The organism is Pseudoalteromonas sp. GW168-MNA-CIBAN-0100, assembly GCF_040309225.1.
GTDB classification, from domain to species: Bacteria; Pseudomonadota; Gammaproteobacteria; order Enterobacterales; family Alteromonadaceae; genus Pseudoalteromonas; species Pseudoalteromonas arctica.
Genome location: NZ_JBEOOL010000006.1, coordinates 78,596 through 94,647, shown reverse-complemented (window position 1 = coordinate 94,647; position 16,052 = coordinate 78,596). Strand labels below are relative to the sequence as shown.

Below are 16,052 nucleotides of genomic sequence, written 5' to 3'. Positions count from 1 at the left end.
GGTTAATAAGGAATTTTAATGAAAGTAAATCGCGTTGAAGTATTTGATATTCACTGTCCTGATAGACCTTCTTGGACACCTGTGTTTGTACGAATTCATACTGACGAAGGTATTAGTGGTGTTGGCGAAGCCGGCCTTGCATACGATTTAGGTCACAGTGCTGCAGCGGCTATGATTAAAGAAATGGCCGACGCCTTTTTAATCGGCCACGACCCGTTTCAAACAGAAAAACTATGGTCTCGTATGTTACGTGAGAGCTTTTGGGGCTTAGGTGGCGGACCTGTTGTTTATGCTGCAATGAGCGCAATTGATACCGCACTTTGGGATATAAAAGGTAAAGCGCTTGGTTTACCTGTATACCAGTTATTAGGCGGTAAGGTTAACGACAAACTACGCACTTACGCTTCGCAATTACAGTTTGACTGGGATAGCGAATTTAAAGCGCTAGTACAACCGCAAGAATATGCAGAAGCGGCTTTAAAGGCGATGGCCGAAGGTTACGATGCAGTAAAAGTAGATCCAATTCAGTACGATAAAGACGGCAATACTTATTATGACCGTACAAAAATAATCTCACGTACTGAAATGAAGTTATACCGTGCACGTATGCAAGCTATTCGCGAAGCGGTAGGTGACGAAGTAGATATTATTTTTGAATGCCACAGCTTACCTGGTGTGACAACAGCTATTCAGTTGGGTGAAATTGCAGAAGAATTTGACTGCATGTACTTTGAAGAGCCAGTTAACTATTTAAACCATTCATTACATGCAAAAGTAGCAGATAAAGTTAATGTGCCAATTGCTGGTGGTGAGCGTTTGTATAATCGCTGGGGTGTGCGCCCGTATTTAGAAGATCAAAGTATTGATGTACTACAGCCAGATATTGGTTTATGTGGTGGTTTTACCGAAACTAAAAAAGTATGTGATTATGCTGATATTTTTGATGTGCGTATTCAAGCTCACGTATGTGGCGGGCCTGTTGCAACAGCAGCATCACTACACTTAGAAACGGCTATCCCTAACTTTTTGATTCATGAGCACCACACTTATGCGATTAAAAAGTGGAACCGCGAGTTATGTTTACAAGACCCTCAACCTAAAAATGGTTTCTTTGAAGTGTCAGAAGAGCCAGGGTTGGGTATTGAATTAAATGATGAGATTGTTATGCGGTCTCAACGCGTAGAAATAAAATAATAGCCTTTTAACCTAACTTTAGGTTATGCATTAAAAAGCCGGTAAGTGATTAGTCACTTACCGGCTTTTACTTTTTTGGGGGGAGGTAAAGCTTGTTATAACTCGTTAATTTTACATTCTACGTCTTTAAGCTCAATAGTGGCTTTACTATCAAGGTGGCGTATATAGCATTGCTTGCCTTTAATCATCAATTCAAACTGATCGGGTGTATTGCGACTTTGCGTGTCGATAATATTATTACCATCCACATTGCTAAGGGTTACTGTGCTGCTGGTAGTAAATACATTATCAGCTAATTGAGTTTCTTGTATATGTACAAGTGTTTTAATTGCTTTGCTAACGGCTGTTTTATTTGGCTTTGCCAGTAGAGCATGTTGCAGCTTAGGTGTCGGATCTGGATTTTGAGATATGCAGCCATTGAGAAAAAACGCAGAAAATACAAAGATTAGTAAAAAGTACATTTTCATAAATTGGCCGTATTATTATAAAAAGAGAGTTTAATATAACTAGTTTTACTTAAACTTGGTAGTAGTGCTTAGCGTTTGCATAGCTAAGGTTATGCCATGTCTTATCGTTTGAGCATAACACCTTATGGGAGTGCCATAGGGTGTTGTAGCTTGTATTTATTTGGCACACAGGAAAGTTGCTTGCAAACATAATACGCTGCTGGCCAAAGTGATTAAAAAGGATATTAAAACACGCTGCTTGTTGCTCACTGGTAAGTTGTAGTAATTCAAAACCAGAGAATTTAATTGCTATGTTGTCGTGCTGAGCAAGTAACTCAACACCTTGTCGCCAATCATTTAAATTACTTGGCAGTCCTGCATGATTAATTATAATTTGAAGCTGCGGTAGCTGCTTAGCGTAGTAAGCTATTTGTTTGGTTATTTCGCTATTTTCAATATCAAATTGAGCTTCAAAATGCAGTTTATTTGTAGCCAATAAATTAAGGTTATTAATACAATGAGGGCTTTTTAGTCTCACTGCATCATCGTCTTCGGTTATATCTCTTATACCACAAAGGCTTGAATGAGCCAGTGCATTTAGCGCGTGATTAAATTGCTCTGCGGGCGCATCAATTTGGTTGTAACTAATAGCCTTAAATGAAAGGTTTTTTAAATGCGAGCTTAGCCAGTTTAACTCGTTTATAGGTGATTGATTATCAAACCCAGCCTCAATGTGCACAATACCCGCAAGTTCAAAATCAGTACTTTTAACAAGTTGCTCTGCACTTATTGGTTGTTTGATTTTTTCTAAATTTGGCCACGCTGGTGGGTTAGCACCTTGTAGCCATGAGTATTGACCTTCTACTAAATTAAAAAAGTGTACGTGTGGGTCAATAATTTTTAGGCTCATTGCACATTACTCATTGGGCAGTGTAGCCACCGTCAATGCTTTGTAAGCTGCCAGTAATAAAGCTGGCATCGTCGCTTGCTAAAAAGCTCACAAGGGCAGCAACCTCATCGGCTTGACCTAATCGGTTAAGCGGTTGAAGACTTGCTTCCTCGGCAACTATTTCAGCTTTGTTTGCGCCACTTTTTGCGCAGTACGCATCTATTGCGTTATGAAATAGCGGGGTTTCTATTGTGCCAGGGCATACCGCATTTGCTCTAATATTAAAACCTGCGTAATCAAGCGCTGTTGTTTTAGCCATTGAGGCAAGGGCATGTTTTGTTAGGTTATACGCAAAAGAGTTTTGCTTACCTATAATTGCCTGATCGGAAGCGACTAATATAATAGCGCCGCCATTTTGCGCTTTCATGCTTGGCAATACGCTTTGTATTGCGGCATAAGCGCCTTTAACATTAAGCGCAAAAAGTGCATCGAGAGTTTGCTCGTCGGTGCTTTCTATATTTGCGCTTAAGTGTTTTCCAGCATTAGAAACAAGTACATCAATACGTTTGCTTTGTTCACAGATAGCGTTGATACAGCTTTGTACCGCCGATACATCACTTACATCACACTGATGAAATATACCGATTTCGCTCAGCTCTATATCAAGGTTATGTACTTCATAGCCATTGTTTAGCAAACGCTTTACTACGGCTAAGCCAATACCTTTTGTACCACCTGTAACGACTGCAACTTTAGACATACTTACTTCCTTTATTGCTAACTAGTGAGAGTGACCACAGCCGCCTTCAGCGTGCACATGTCCGTGAGAAACTTCTTCACTTGTTGCTTCACGTACCGATATAACTTCAACGTCAAACGTTAGCGTTTTACCAGCAAATGGGTGGTTTAAATCACAATCTGCGTTAAAACGACCAACCTTAACAATAGTAACCTGATGACGACCTTGGTTAGAGCTAACCATTGCTGTCATACCAGGTTTCCATACTTTAACATCGCCTTGTAGATGCTTAAGCGGAATACGCTGAATTAAGTCATCAACACGCTCGCCGTATGATTCACTTGGCTCTAGAGTTACACTAAATTTTTCGCCAGCTTCTTTGCCTTCAAGTGCTTTTTCTAAACCAGGAAGCATGCCTTCGCTGCCATGAATGTAAGTAAGTGGCGCTTCGTTTGTGCTACTTTCAATTTGCTCGCCCGCTTCGCTAAGGGTGTAATGAAATTCAACTGCTGAATTTTTGCTAATTTGCATGCTTGTCTCTTCAAATAATAACTATGTTAGGGCGCAATTTTACGCGAAATATACTTGTTTATAAACTTAACGTGGCTGATTTAGTGTTTTTTGTAAATTTAGCAGAAAATCTTTTTTTGTTGGGGCTGCTTTTTGCTTCTCAGCCTGTGGTATAAACAGCACTAATTGAGTGCCTGGCTTTAAAATACTTGATGCAGAGAGTTTGTTCCATTTTGCCAAGTCGCTATGAGGTACATCGTAAAGCTGACTTATACTCCAAAGGCTATCGCCCGACTTAACTTCGTAATCTATTTCAATGGTGGGAATCGCAATCTCTTGGTGTTCTAAATAAGGGCTAATTTTGTAATCAACTGTTAATGTGCTTGGCAGGGTTTTAGGTTGTCCAACTAATAACTTTTCTCCAACGCCTATTAAATTATTATTTTTGTTATTAAGTTGTTTTAAAGCTTTTACCGACATACTAAAACGTCTAGCAATACCGTAAAGCGTGTCGTTTTGTTTAACGATGTACTCTCCAGCAAAGTTTGATTTAAAAAACTGACTTTTTAATAAGGCCTCTTGCCCTATAGGCAGCAGTAAAGTATGCGGCCCGTTAGGTGAGCTTTGATTTTTTAAATATCCCTGATTAATCGCGTGTAACTGCTTTGAACCTATACCAGAGAGCTTAGCTATAACCGAAAAGTCGAACTGCTGGCCTATATTCATCTGTGTTGTAAATGGCTTATATGCAAGCTTTGGGCGTTTAATGCCCTTTAGTGGATGCTTAACTAAATAGCTTAAAGCGAGTAACTTGGGTACGTAGTCGGCGGTTTCTTTTGGCAGGCTAAGCGACCAGTAATCGGTGCTTTTACCGCGTTTTTTGTTTTTTTCGATTGCGCGTTTAACGCGGCCCTCACCGCTGTTATAAGCGGCCAAAGCATGTAGCCAATTACCATCAAAGCGTTTATGTAAGTAGCTTAAGTAATCAAGTGCTGCATCGGTTGAAGCAAGTACGTCTTGGCGACCGTCGTACCATTGGTCTGACTTAACTCCAAAGTGATGCGCTGTTGCGCCAACTAACTGCCAAACACCAACAGCTTGCTGTGATGAGGCTATTGTTGGTCTAAAATCGCTTTCTACAAATGGTAGTAAAGCGAGCTCCATAGGTAGTTGCTTTTGCTCAATTTTTTTTACGATATGATACAGGTAAGGCGCTGCGCGTTTACTCACAGTTTGTAAGTAGTTAGGTTGCTTTGCGTACCAGCTGATACGCTTTTTTAACGCGCGATTTTGATAAACCGTAAAGTGTAGATTGTTGGCTATATGCACCCACAGATCGGTGGTTCTTGGTGGGCGCTTTTTTACGATTGTTTTTTTGAATTGAAGTGACGTAACGTGCTCACTAACTTGGGGCGATTGAGCTACTTCTTCTTCAATATCATAAGTATAGTCAGGCTCAAAATGAGTAAATATTTGTGGAGCTTCTTGTGGTTCTTGCTCCGTTGATTGACAACCAAATAACAAAATACCCAAACAACATAAAACCAAACTGCGCATAGTGATCACTTTTGTAAATTCCTTTTATTATTTTAACACAATCCGTTGTGTTGAGTTATTCTGCGCTTTTTGCGCGATTTAGGCCAGCTTGTAAAAAGAAGTTACTCGATTTTATATTAAGCGCTTCTTGTTTATAAGGCTCAATAACTGATTCAGGAAACGATAGCATTAACTGCTCAATACTTTGATCTTTATTGTTTTTAACGTGCTCTATTATGGCTGTTAAAAATGATAGAGGCTGTTTCAGCTGCTCTTTTGTTAATGTGCCGCCGTGCCCAGGTAAAATAATAGTGAGCTTTTCGTCGTTAATATATTGCTTAAGCAACGTTTGCCAACTTTTAAGTTCACCGTGTCCAGGGTAAGGAAGCCAGTCAACGATATCGCCACCAATCAGCACACTGCCATTATTAGTAGTAATAGTTAAATCGCCGTTAGTATGGGCTTGTTGCGGCTCAAGCGTTACCTCAAAATCACCAAGGTCGATAACTTTACGACTATCAATTACTATTTCGGGTTTGCTAAGCTGATACTCCTGCCAGCGAAAAAGTCGTTTTTTTGCAAGTTCTAACTTATTTCGCCATTTAGCTTGCTCTTCTTTGGGCACATTCGCTAATCGTTGGTAGCTCAGCTCAATGCTCTTTTCATACGTGTCTAGTTTGTCGGTATATGCTGTTTGATAAAGGTTAAAATTTTTATTTACCTGCTGATGAACAATGAGCTTAGCATCAGGGTAAAAATTTTGCATAACCGCCATACCTAGCAAGTGATCGTCATGGTAGTGGGTAGCCACTAAATAGCATAAAGGTGTTTTAAGGCGTTTCTTTAAATCTTCAGCAAGTTGTTCAACTGCGGCAAAATTGGCGCTCGTATCAACAAGTAGGGCACATTTTTCGCCTTCAATTAATACTTGGTTAGAGTCGTAAAAGCGAAGCTTGTCTTGTTGCTTTAAAAACTGAATATGAGGGTTTATTGTATTCCAAGTGACGGCAGCATAGGTGCTAGGTACTATTGATAATAAAGTGCATGCTAATAGTAAGTGCTTACATGAAGAGGCTATGTTTGAAAGTTTTAATTTCATTTATTATCTCTACGCTGATGTTTAATTACTTTAATAATAAACAAAAAGCGCAGTATGCGCTTTTTATTTTTGGTGTTTGGGGTCATTTGCCAAATGCTGACTGAGTTTATCAATCATTTGGTCTTGATGCTGTTGCTCAACTGTAGCCTGTGTTTTTGCTTCTAGCAATTCGTGGCTTAAGTTTAATGCTGCCATTAGTAGGGCTTTTTGATCGTTTCTAACGGTTGAGCGTTGCTTCATTTGCTCAACTAAGTCATTTAGATTTTTAGCTGCTGCTATTAATGCATCTTCCTGCCCTTCAGGGCAAGCAAATTGCTGCTCTTTACCTAGCAACTCAACAGTGACCCGCTGGTTTTGCAGCTCAGACATTAGCTAGCCTGTTGTGCGCTTTGTAACTTATCAAGAAGACCAGATAAAGTAGTGCTGGCATCTTTTTGCTTTTCTTCATTTTCTAAAGCTTCAAGTTGTAGCAATTCGTTGTCATCGCTTAGTTTAGTGTTCTGTTCTTTTAAAGTAACAACATCTGTTTGTAATTGGTTATTACGTTCGATTAAAGAATCGATCAGTTGTTCGAGTTGTTGAAGAGTAGTGTTATTCATAAAGGCGCTCATATAACTGTAATTAATGTCATGCAAATGTAAAGCAAAGTGTGTTGATTTGCCAGCATTTACGGTGGTTTTAGCTGATTTTTCTTTTGCGTTAAGGGATAATTCAGCATATGGGCTTTTTCATTCAGAAATGGTTCACTTAAACACTCTCTTATCTTGGTGTAAGTTGCCAAAGCCTAGTGCTTATGGTTCACTTACGATATTAAATTGCGTATGGCGAAAATAAATAATGCTTAGTTACAGACACTCATTTCATGCGGGTAATCCTGCCGATGTACTTAAACACTTAGTACTGGCACAAGTGCTAAATTATCAAACAATTAAAGATAAACCGCTTGATTATATAGACACACATTCAGGTGCTGGCTTTTTTGAACTTGCAGCTGCCGATGCGCAAAAAACGCAAGAGTATCAAGATGGTATTGAAAAACTTTGGCATCATAAAAGTGAGCATGCTGAGCTTAATGAATACATTGAATTAATTAAGTCATTTAACGACACTGACGAACTTGCGTTTTATCCAGGTTCACCAAAAATTGCAGAGCACTACTTACGCCGCCAAGATAAGGGTTGGTTTTTTGAACTGCACCCTCGCGATTTATTATTACTTGAAGAAAACATGCAAGGTAAGCGATCTATTCGTGTACGTGGAGAGGATGGTTTTGCAGGTTTAGTTGGTTTATTACCACCAGCATCTCGCAGAGCGTGTGTGTTAATTGACCCTCCATACGAAATTAAAGATGACTACGAAACGGTTGTAAAAACCTTAGTTAAAGCTCATCAGCGTTTTGCTACAGGTACTTACATGATTTGGTATCCGGTTGTAGATAGAGAGCGCATTGATAATATGGAGCAGGGCTTAATTGATTCAGGAATGCGCAACATTCAGTTATTTGAATTAGGCACTGAAGCGGATACTGACGTACACGGTATGACAGCATCGGGCATGATTGTAATTAATCCTCCATGGAAGCTAAAGCAAACAATGGATGCAATAATGCCTGAACTTGTTAGTTTGTTAAGTGAGCCAAGTGGTTTTTACAGAAGTGAACAACTCGTTGATGAGTAACTTTAAATAGCGCTTATAACGAATAATAAAATGCCCAGCTTTGCTGGGCATTTTATTTAAAATCAATACGAATGTGTTAGGTAATATATATAAGGGAGCTAAATATTAATTAAAATAAACCGCACTAAAAGTAGCAAGCGTATTACCGCGACTGTTTTTAAGTTTTAGTGATTCACCTGTTATTTCCCACTTTGAAGTTTTGCTAAGTACGTCAGACATAGCCGCTTCTTGGCTCATATTATCCGAGCACATCTTTTTTGTACTTGCTAGCTGACTAAGTGTAATTGTTTGCTGCTCGGTACTATAGCTTCCGCTAAAATTATTACAGCCTAAAAAGCCATTAACGCGGTGGTCTTTATTGAACTGAATGAATGGTTCTTTAGTTGTAACATTCACAGTTTGAGCATTTATTGTTATTGCTTTCCAGTAAGTATTTGTGAGTGTTACATCGGGTTTTTGAGTCGACACTTTTGAAAGCTCAATTTTATAGGGGGTAGTTAACTGTGATTCTGCAAACGGGTCATGATTTGTTGTACTTGTGTAAAGCACTTTGTCTTTATTTATAATTCTGGCGCTTAGGCTATAGCGATGTTTATCGCTAATTTTGCTGGCATCATAAATTAGCTCAACGGTAAATGGCGGGGCTTGGGTTACATCAATCACTTCTTGTGTGATTATATCGGCTTTTACATCCATTTTAGATACATTGTAAAGCGTAACTATTAATTGCGAGCCAGGGCGAAGCATACTGCGATCTTTGTAGCTAGCTTGGATAGTTAGGCTGGTTATTGCTTCTGCAATTTCTGTGTTTTCAGTCGATTTAGTTTGCTCACCGCAGCCAGTTACTGCAAAAGCGCTAAGCGCCAATAAGCCAATCCCTGCAACTGCCTTTTTACGCGAAGATACTGCTTGATGCTTTTCCATGTTGGTTATCCTTACTCAATATTATGTCCTTAGTGTATTACCTAGTTACTTAATCATTCCTTAACTTATTTTAAACATAAAAAAAGGCGCATTAGCGCCTTTAATAATTAAAAACAAACGATTATTTTTTAACAAACTTAGTTAAAATAACAATGCGCTGGCCGTCAACTCGCCCTTCAATATGTTCAGGGTTGCTGGTTAGGCCAATATTACGAACAGCTGTTCCACGTTTAGCGGTAAGGCTACTGCCTTTAACGTCTAAGTCTTTAATTAGGGTAACAGTATCGCCTGCTTGAAGTACTACACCGTTGCTATCTACATGCTTTAAATCGTCATCTTCGGCAAGTGCTTTTTTAGCCCAGGTTAGCGTGTCTTCTTCAAGGTAAATCATGTCTAGCGCATCTTGTGCCCAGCCATTATCAGGCGCTAAACGCGAAAGCATTCTGTAAGCTACAACTTGTACTGCAGGAGTTTGGCTCCACATGCTATCGTTTAAACAGTGCCAATGTGTAGGCGTTATTTCGCTGTTATTCTCGATTTGATCTTTACATGTTTGACACGTGTAAATACATTTATCTGAGTGGGTTTCAGTTACCGGTGGTACTTCATAAACAGATAAGTTCTCGGTGGCTGCACACAATTCACATTGATTATTACTACGTTCGATTAAGGCTTTTTCAATACTCATGGGGCTCTTTCTGATTCTGGTCGAGTTAACATTTGCTGCTATTATACTCCAAAACACGAGCTCTGCGCCATTAGTCCCTTAATTTTGTGTGGGTATATTACTCATATACTTATCTTCAATACTTTTTATATATCCTTGAGCGTGAAGGTTTTTAATTGCTAGGTTTATTTGGGGCAATAACCCTTTATGTTTGCTCAATAAACGAATTCTTAAAAAACCATGGGAATGCTGTGCGCCAAAGGCAATGTTTATCCCTAACTGCTTTGCCCAATAGAGTGCAGTTAACTTACCTACTAGTGTAGCTTCTACACGGTTTCTTGAGAGAGCGGTCATAAGTTCTTTCTCGGATGGAAAGTCAACGCGCTCAAAGGTGTTGTCATTAAAGTAATAGTAACCTAGTACTGTTCCTATATATTTGCCCTTTAAGCTATCAGCGCTTTGCCAGTTCTGGGCATTTTGAGGCAAGGTAACAATCATTTCTGTGGCATAAATAAGCGGCTCTGAAAAAACATAACGAGAGTCATTTCTCTCATCCTTTGGGAGCCATTCTAATGAAATAACATCAAAATCGATTATTTCATCTTGTAAATATTTGGTAATACGCTTTGTGGGTAGGTCGATATGAGAAGCTGCAATATTTGCATCATCGAGTGCTTTTTCAATAATTTCGGGTAATACACCAGGCTTTTCTGGATCATTTGTATAATATGGATAATGACTACCTGACGCGCTAACATTGTATTTGAGGGGAGTAGGGTTAATGCTGGCATAGCTAAAAAATACAAATAGCAGAGGGCTCAGTACTAATAACCGAATAAAGTTAGCCAAATCTCCACCTTTTATATTAATATTTTTATATTAGTGTTATGTAATTTTAACATTTTTGCAATGACGACTATGTTTATCTTATGCGAGTTGCATTAAAGTACACATATTATTGGCTGTTTTGCCATCTCTTATTTATAGGTTTAGAGCCAAGTGAAATTAAATAACATACCTGATGAGGTACAAAAAATAACTCAGTTTGTCGCGCGGCAACCTATTTTTGATATAGACCAGAATGTTTTCTCGTACGAACTGCTCTATCGAGACTCAGCCAACAATGCGTTTCCTGTGGGCACTTCTGATGTGCATGCGACAAGCCGCCTGTTTTTTAATGCATTAATGTTGGTAGGTTTAGATAGACTTACCGCGCATCATTTAGCTTTTATAAACTTGTCATCAGAAACTATTCTCGATAACTTTCCCAAACTTTTATTGCCAGAAAATAGTGTTATTGAAATAGTAGAGCGCACGGGCAATATTCCTGCGGTTGCTGAGCGTGTGCAAGAACTTAAAAAAGAAGGGTATGTTTTTGCACTTGATGATTACGATGGCGATCCAAAATGGGAGCCTCTATTAGCACATGTTGATTACATAAAAATTGAGATAGATGATCCGGTTATTAAAACCAATATGCGCATTAAAAAAATAAAACGCGCAAATCCACATGCAAAAATAATTGTTGAACGAATAGAGACACATGAACAATTTAATATATTAAAATTGGCAGGCTGTGATTTATTTCAAGGGTTCTTTTTCTCTCGCCCAGAAATGATTACGTATAAAGGTGTAGAGCCTTCAAAGTTAACTGTATTTGATCTATTGCGTTTTACGGCAAAAGAAACACTTTGCTTTAAAGAAGTTCACCAACGTGTGGCCAGAGATGTAGCCATAACAGCCAGAGTTTTAAAGCTGGCTAACGCGCGTTCAGGCAAAGCAAATTTAGTCATTACTTCTATTTCACAAGCGGTTATTTATTTAGGTGAAGATACAATAAGGCAATTTGTTCGCGTATTAGCAATTAGTGAGTTGGGGGTCGAAAAACCAACCGAATTAACTAAGCTTGCTTTAACGCGGGCTCAATTTATGTCGCTTATTTTAGAGCAAAATAATAAAGAGCTGACCGAGCAAGGGTATCTAGTGGGTTTGTTCTCGGTGCTTGATGCTATTTTAGATGCTGATTTAAAAGACATAGTTAAAGAGTTTACCTTAGATGCAGCTATATCTGATGCGTTACTATTAGAGAGCGGCATCTTAGGGAGCTGTTTATCGCTTATAAAAGAATTTGAATTAGATAATGTAGATGAAGCTATGGTCCATTTGGCCAACATAAACTCAGAGCTACACATTGGCGATATATTTAATTTTTTACTGGATGCTGTTTTATACAGTGATGACATTATTGAGGCAATAGCAGAATAAATATGCGTAATTGGTTGTCGGTTATAAGTGTAGTGGTTGCTCTTTGTTTATTGTTTCCTGGTATTACAAAACCAGTATTAACAATAGAGGGCAACATAGATAAATCAAAACTAGCGCAAGCGGGTATTGAGATGCTGGCTGAAGAGGGCGATGGTCGAACTCGCAGTATGCTAATGATGTTCTCGAACATGCTAGGGCTTGATAAGTTAGAAGGTGAGATTAGCGCCTATAACAAAACACAAAGTATTTTAGGCACAGTTAAAGAGCTTGCTAGCAATAATAATTTATTTGTAGCCGCTTTAGTGGGGTTGTTTTCTATTGTTATTCCAAGCTTGAAGCTGCTATTACAATTGCTTTATTGTTGCCTACCTTTGAATGGGTTTAAGCAAAAGCTCGGTCTGGTTATTTGTGCATTAAGTAAGTGGAGCATGGTTGATGTATTTGTTATTGCATTAATAGTGACTTACTTAGCAGGTAACGCCCATGGTAAAAGTGGTGAGCTACTTGTTATGAATGCACAATTTGGTGAAGGGTTTTGGTATTTTAGCGCATATTGTATATTTGCAATTATCGCGAGTAACTTAATTAAAACACCTGATAAACCGCAGTCTACATAATTAAAGTATTTGTGGTTGCCGTTAGGTTGCCTTACAATCATTTTAAAGTTTATTAAAAGGCATAATGTTGCAACGTTTTTACTCTAGTTTACTCATGATAACTTTACTGCTCACTTTTGTGGGTCAGGCAGTTGCGTCTGTAGCTATGGTATGTGAAATGCCACATATGCCAACTAAAACAGCAATGCATGCCCAAATGCCAATGACACAAACTAGTGATGCAACAGCTGTCGCTAGCATGTCTGAAAATATGATGCAGATGGATTGTTGCGACGACGAAAGTACGCCACAAAATGACTGTAAATGCCCTATGAGTGGCTGCGCTGCTAATTCAATGCTTAATGTTGATACTTTATTTAGCGTTACTTTACTTGAATCTGAAAAAGTAAATGTACGTGTATTTACTACACAAATTAATATACCTCGTTCACTCTACCGCCCTCCTATGTCTGCTTAATAGCAGGATAGGTGTATGTAAAAATTGCGGTAACCCCGCTTATTGGTAACTCCTAAACACCTTTTTTGCTTCCTAATTTAAGATTTTCTTTTATTTTTAGATGGAGCAGGTGATGAACCACGCTGTAAGTATTAAAGTCGTATTATGTAGTGTTGTGTTATTTAGCACAGCTGTTAATGCGCAAAACAATCAAAATAACCTAAATACCGAAATACTAAAGCAAACTAGTTATGAGCAAACGCTTAGCTTAACGCAAGCGCTTAATTATGCGCTAACGCATGAGCCATGGCTAAAAGCGAGTGGCTACCAAGAAGATGCAGCAATAGCGCAAAGCATTGCCGCAGGCACCTTACCCGATCCTGTTTTAACGGTTGGCTTACTCAACTTACCTACTAACGGTTATGCGTTTGACCAAGAAGGGATGACGCAGCTTAAAGTTGATTTGAGCCAAAAGTTTAGCCGAGGGAATAGTTTAGCGCTTAGACAAAAAGCATTAGCACAGTCTGCTCAACAATACCCTTGGCAGCGCGCCGATCGCTTAGCACAAGTAAAAGCAATTGTGATTGAGTCGTGGTTAAACGCGTATCGTGCTCAGCGAAGTATTGCTTTAATTGAGCAAGATAAAGGGCTATTTACTCAACTTATTGACATTACCGAAGCAAGCTACGCAAGCACCTTAGGTAAAACACGTCAGCAAGATATTATTCGTGCGCAATTAGAACTCACCCGTCTTGAAGATAAGCTGGTTATGCTTGAGCAGCAATTTGAAAGTGCTAAAAACCGTTTAGCACAGTGGTTACCTATGAATATGCTTATGCAGCCTTTAAATACTGAGTTTACTAAAACCGCAGGGCTGGTTGATTTTTCGAGCCTTGAATTTGATGAGCTAATACAGTTACTTATGGCGCATCCCGCAATTATTGCGATAGATAAAACCGTAACGGCAAAGCAAACCGAAGTTGCACTCGCTAAGCAAAGCTACAAACCTCAGATGGGCGTTAATGTGGGTTATGGTTACCGAGATGATACCCCGATGGGTGAGTCGCGAGCTGATTTACTCTCTGTAGGGTTTAGTATTGATTTGCCATTGTTTACTGATAACAGACAAGATCAACAAGTTAAATCGGCTATTGCTAGTGCAGAAGCTACTAAAACACAAAAGCTGGTGGCGCTTCAAAAACTCAAAGGCATGTACTTTAAGGAGTTTAGTCAACTCGCTCGTTTACAAAAACGCGATGCGCTTTATCAAAATACGTTATTACCGCAAATGTCAGAGCAATCTCAAGCAACACTTAATGCTTATACGCGCGACGATGGGGATTTTTCTGATGTGATGCGCGCTCGCATTAGTGAACTTAACGCCAAAATTGATGCACTGAATATTCAAGTAGATCAACATATTATTACCGCCCGCCTTAATTATTATGCAAGTAGCTTAGACACCCAAGTAATGAGCGAGCAAACTGGAGAATTACACAATGAATACTAATTTAAAGTTACTTGTTGCCGCCTTAGTTGGCGCAGGCGCCTTTGGGTTAATAGGCGCCTTAGTTATGCAATTTTTACCTAGCAACTCGGCAATGAATGAACAACAAAGCGCTGACAAACAGCCCTTATATTGGGTAGCCCCTATGGATAGTAATTACAGGCGTGACGCGCCAGGGCTTTCGCCAATGGGAATGGATTTAGTACCTGTGTATGAAAACGCTAGCAAGGCTCAGGATGGACCAGGTGCTGTAACTATTTCGCCTGCAGTAGTTAATAACTTTGGTGTAAGAACTGCCAAAGTGCAGCTTAAAACACTTCACAGCGATATAAATACTGTGGGTTATGTGCAATATAACCAAGACCAACTTATTCACATTCATCCGCGTGTAGAAGGCTGGATTGAAAGTTTATATGTTAAAGCACAAGGTGCAGAAGTTAAAGCCGGTGAGCCTTTATATACATTGTATTCACCACAATTGGTGAACGCACAGGAAGAGCTTTTATTGGCAGTTAATCGTAATAATACCGTGTTAATTCGCGCTGCAAAGGCGCGTTTAGAGTCGTTAAATGTGTCTGATGGATTTATCGAGCGCTTACAAAAAAATAAAAAGATAATGCAAAATATTACTTTTTACGCAAAGCAAAGTGGTGTGGTAGATGAGCTAACAGTACGAGAAGGCTTTTACGTTAAACCAGGCACATCAATGATGAGTATTGCCCAGCTTGATGAAATCTGGGTAGAGGCACAAGTGTTCGAGCGCCAATCAGAACAAGTGAGTGTTGGGTTGCCCGTTACAATGACGCTTGATTACTTAAAAGGTCAAAAGTGGGAAGGTAAGGTTGATTACATTTACCCCGCGCTTGATGCTAAAAACCGGACTCTGCGTGTAAGGCTTAGGTTTGAAAATGCAGATCATCGGTTAAAACCAAATATGTTTGCACAAGTGAGCATTCACGCTAAAGCGAGTAAGGCGCAATTTACAGTCCCTAAAGAAGCGGTAATTCGCACGCAGCATCAAAACCGTGTGGTTATTGCATTAGGTGAGGGTCGTTTTAAATCGGTAGAAGTTGAAGTTGGGCAAATTAATAGTAATGAAGCTGTCATTTTGTCAGGTGTAATGACAGGTGACACGGTAGTGACTTCAGCGCAATTTTTAATAGACTCTGAATCGAGTAAAAGCTCCGACTTTAAACGAATGGAAATGCCTAGTTCTAGTATTAACTCAGGTATGAGTTCGGATTCTGGTTCAGACTCAAATATGAACATGGATATGCAGCCACAAAATGCGACTGTTAACGGTACTATTAACGCCATAGATACACAAAATCGCATTATTAATATTAGCCGAGAAGCCATTGAAAAATGGAATCGAGAACCCGCCACAATGGACTTTGTATTAGCGCCAGATATTGATATTAGTCAGTTTGAAAATGCCCAGTATATTAATTTTACTTTTAGCATTATTAACGATGAATTTGTAATTACTAAAGCGCAAAACGCAGAGCCGATTGATCATTCTACTATGCAACATAGTTCTCACTAG

The 16,052-nt window shown here is 39.2% G+C and carries 18 protein-coding genes; 7 read left to right on the top strand and 11 right to left on the bottom strand.

The window, feature by feature from the left end; all coding sequences use genetic code 11:
• The first annotated feature begins 18 nt into the window (after positions 1-18).
• Positions 19-1,194 carry a mandelate racemase/muconate lactonizing enzyme family protein gene (locus tag AAEY62_RS05175; protein WP_007375956.1) on the top strand — a complete coding sequence of 392 codons (1,176 nt, stop codon included), beginning with the start codon at positions 19-21 and terminating at the stop codon, positions 1,192-1,194.
• A 95-nt stretch (positions 1,195-1,289) separates the two neighbouring features.
• Here AAEY62_RS05175 and AAEY62_RS05170 read toward each other — a convergent pair whose 3' ends face one another.
• The 8 genes from AAEY62_RS05170 to AAEY62_RS05135 all read right to left on the bottom strand — a co-directional run bounded on the left by AAEY62_RS05170 (position 1,290) and on the right by AAEY62_RS05135 (position 7,012).
• The gene (locus AAEY62_RS05170) at positions 1,290-1,661 is read right to left on the bottom strand and encodes a hypothetical protein (protein WP_350634692.1); all 372 of its coding nucleotides are present in this window, start codon (positions 1,659-1,661) and stop codon (positions 1,290-1,292) included.
• Positions 1,662-1,710: 49 nt separating this feature from the next.
• A complete protein-coding gene (locus AAEY62_RS05165) occupies positions 1,711-2,550 on the bottom strand; it encodes an amidohydrolase family protein (protein ID WP_350634691.1) in 840 nt (279 codons plus the stop codon).
• A gap of 10 nt (positions 2,551-2,560) precedes the next feature.
• Positions 2,561-3,289, bottom strand: coding sequence for an SDR family NAD(P)-dependent oxidoreductase (locus tag AAEY62_RS05160; protein WP_010554366.1), 729 nt, complete (start codon positions 3,287-3,289; stop codon positions 2,561-2,563).
• Between the two features lie 21 nt (positions 3,290-3,310).
• On the bottom strand, positions 3,311-3,799 hold the full coding sequence (locus AAEY62_RS05155; RefSeq protein WP_007586440.1) for an FKBP-type peptidyl-prolyl cis-trans isomerase: 489 nt from the start codon (positions 3,797-3,799) through the stop codon (positions 3,311-3,313).
• Positions 3,800-3,865: 66 nt separating this feature from the next.
• The gene (locus AAEY62_RS05150; protein WP_350634690.1) at positions 3,866-5,335 is read right to left on the bottom strand and encodes a LysM peptidoglycan-binding domain-containing protein; all 1,470 of its coding nucleotides are present in this window, start codon (positions 5,333-5,335) and stop codon (positions 3,866-3,868) included.
• Positions 5,336-5,390: 55 nt separating this feature from the next.
• Positions 5,391-6,413, bottom strand: coding sequence for an MBL fold metallo-hydrolase (locus AAEY62_RS05145; RefSeq protein ID WP_024592487.1), 1,023 nt, complete (start codon positions 6,411-6,413; stop codon positions 5,391-5,393).
• Positions 6,414-6,476: 63 nt separating this feature from the next.
• Positions 6,477-6,782: a cell division protein ZapA gene (locus tag AAEY62_RS05140; protein WP_007586447.1), complete on the bottom strand. Its 306-nt coding sequence runs from the start codon at positions 6,780-6,782 to the stop codon at positions 6,477-6,479.
• Positions 6,782-7,012, bottom strand: coding sequence for a hypothetical protein (locus AAEY62_RS05135; RefSeq protein ID WP_007586448.1), 231 nt, complete (start codon positions 7,010-7,012; stop codon positions 6,782-6,784). Before AAEY62_RS05135 ends, AAEY62_RS05140 begins: the two co-directional genes overlap by 1 nt.
• Before the next feature lie 238 nt (positions 7,013-7,250).
• Between AAEY62_RS05135 and AAEY62_RS05130 the strand changes: the two genes are divergently transcribed.
• Positions 7,251-8,090: a 23S rRNA (adenine(2030)-N(6))-methyltransferase RlmJ gene (locus AAEY62_RS05130; RefSeq protein WP_007586449.1), complete on the top strand. Its 840-nt coding sequence runs from the start codon at positions 7,251-7,253 to the stop codon at positions 8,088-8,090.
• Between the two features lie 105 nt (positions 8,091-8,195).
• Here AAEY62_RS05130 and AAEY62_RS05125 read toward each other — a convergent pair whose 3' ends face one another.
• The 3 genes from AAEY62_RS05125 to AAEY62_RS05115 all read right to left on the bottom strand — a co-directional run bounded on the left by AAEY62_RS05125 (position 8,196) and on the right by AAEY62_RS05115 (position 10,530).
• Positions 8,196-9,014 carry an META domain-containing protein gene (locus AAEY62_RS05125; protein WP_350634689.1) on the bottom strand — a complete coding sequence of 273 codons (819 nt, stop codon included), beginning with the start codon at positions 9,012-9,014 and terminating at the stop codon, positions 8,196-8,198.
• 121 nt (positions 9,015-9,135) lie between these two features.
• Positions 9,136-9,702 (bottom strand): PhnA domain-containing protein, encoded by a 567-nt coding sequence (locus tag AAEY62_RS05120; protein ID WP_007586451.1) that lies wholly within the window; start codon positions 9,700-9,702, stop codon positions 9,136-9,138.
• 78 nt (positions 9,703-9,780) lie between these two features.
• Positions 9,781-10,530, bottom strand: coding sequence for a substrate-binding periplasmic protein (locus AAEY62_RS05115; protein ID WP_350634688.1), 750 nt, complete (start codon positions 10,528-10,530; stop codon positions 9,781-9,783).
• Positions 10,531-10,680: 150 nt separating this feature from the next.
• Between AAEY62_RS05115 and AAEY62_RS05110 the strand changes: the two genes are divergently transcribed.
• The 5 genes from AAEY62_RS05110 (at position 10,681) to AAEY62_RS05090 (ending at position 16,052) form a co-directional block, all read left to right on the top strand.
• Positions 10,681-11,946 carry an EAL and HDOD domain-containing protein gene (locus AAEY62_RS05110; RefSeq protein ID WP_024607884.1) on the top strand — a complete coding sequence of 422 codons (1,266 nt, stop codon included), beginning with the start codon at positions 10,681-10,683 and terminating at the stop codon, positions 11,944-11,946.
• A 2-nt stretch (positions 11,947-11,948) separates the two neighbouring features.
• On the top strand, positions 11,949-12,563 hold the full coding sequence (locus AAEY62_RS05105) for a paraquat-inducible protein A (RefSeq protein ID WP_010554372.1): 615 nt from the start codon (positions 11,949-11,951) through the stop codon (positions 12,561-12,563).
• A gap of 94 nt (positions 12,564-12,657) precedes the next feature.
• Positions 12,658-13,020, top strand: coding sequence for a hypothetical protein (locus tag AAEY62_RS05100; RefSeq protein ID WP_350634687.1), 363 nt, complete (start codon positions 12,658-12,660; stop codon positions 13,018-13,020).
• A 112-nt stretch (positions 13,021-13,132) separates the two neighbouring features.
• Complete coding sequence (locus AAEY62_RS05095; protein WP_350634686.1) at positions 13,133-14,509, top strand: TolC family protein; 1,377 nt, start codon at positions 13,133-13,135, stop codon at positions 14,507-14,509.
• Complete coding sequence (locus AAEY62_RS05090) at positions 14,499-16,052, top strand: efflux RND transporter periplasmic adaptor subunit (protein ID WP_350634684.1); 1,554 nt, start codon at positions 14,499-14,501, stop codon at positions 16,050-16,052. Before AAEY62_RS05095 ends, AAEY62_RS05090 begins: the two co-directional genes overlap by 11 nt.

Coding starts and splice junctions, on each gene's coding strand:
- AAEY62_RS05090 (WP_350634684.1), top strand. CDS start 14,499: ATGAATACTAATTTAAAGTTACTTGTTGCCGCCTTAGTTGGCGCAGGC.
- AAEY62_RS05170 (WP_350634692.1), bottom strand. CDS start 1,661: ATGAAAATGTACTTTTTACTAATCTTTGTATTTTCTGCGTTTTTTCTC.
- AAEY62_RS05135 (WP_007586448.1), bottom strand. CDS start 7,012: ATGAATAACACTACTCTTCAACAACTCGAACAACTGATCGATTCTTTA.
- AAEY62_RS05160 (WP_010554366.1), bottom strand. CDS start 3,289: ATGTCTAAAGTTGCAGTCGTTACAGGTGGTACAAAAGGTATTGGCTTA.
- AAEY62_RS05150 (WP_350634690.1), bottom strand. CDS start 5,335: ATGCGCAGTTTGGTTTTATGTTGTTTGGGTATTTTGTTATTTGGTTGT.
- AAEY62_RS05105 (WP_010554372.1), top strand. CDS start 11,949: ATGCGTAATTGGTTGTCGGTTATAAGTGTAGTGGTTGCTCTTTGTTTA.
- AAEY62_RS05145 (WP_024592487.1), bottom strand. CDS start 6,413: ATGAAATTAAAACTTTCAAACATAGCCTCTTCATGTAAGCACTTACTA.
- AAEY62_RS05125 (WP_350634689.1), bottom strand. CDS start 9,014: ATGGAAAAGCATCAAGCAGTATCTTCGCGTAAAAAGGCAGTTGCAGGG.
- AAEY62_RS05120 (WP_007586451.1), bottom strand. CDS start 9,702: ATGAGTATTGAAAAAGCCTTAATCGAACGTAGTAATAATCAATGTGAA.
- AAEY62_RS05095 (WP_350634686.1), top strand. CDS start 13,133: ATGAACCACGCTGTAAGTATTAAAGTCGTATTATGTAGTGTTGTGTTA.
- AAEY62_RS05175 (WP_007375956.1), top strand. CDS start 19: ATGAAAGTAAATCGCGTTGAAGTATTTGATATTCACTGTCCTGATAGA.
- AAEY62_RS05100 (WP_350634687.1), top strand. CDS start 12,658: ATGATAACTTTACTGCTCACTTTTGTGGGTCAGGCAGTTGCGTCTGTA.
- AAEY62_RS05165 (WP_350634691.1), bottom strand. CDS start 2,550: ATGAGCCTAAAAATTATTGACCCACACGTACACTTTTTTAATTTAGTA.
- AAEY62_RS05130 (WP_007586449.1), top strand. CDS start 7,251: ATGCTTAGTTACAGACACTCATTTCATGCGGGTAATCCTGCCGATGTA.
- AAEY62_RS05155 (WP_007586440.1), bottom strand. CDS start 3,799: ATGCAAATTAGCAAAAATTCAGCAGTTGAATTTCATTACACCCTTAGC.
- AAEY62_RS05140 (WP_007586447.1), bottom strand. CDS start 6,782: ATGTCTGAGCTGCAAAACCAGCGGGTCACTGTTGAGTTGCTAGGTAAA.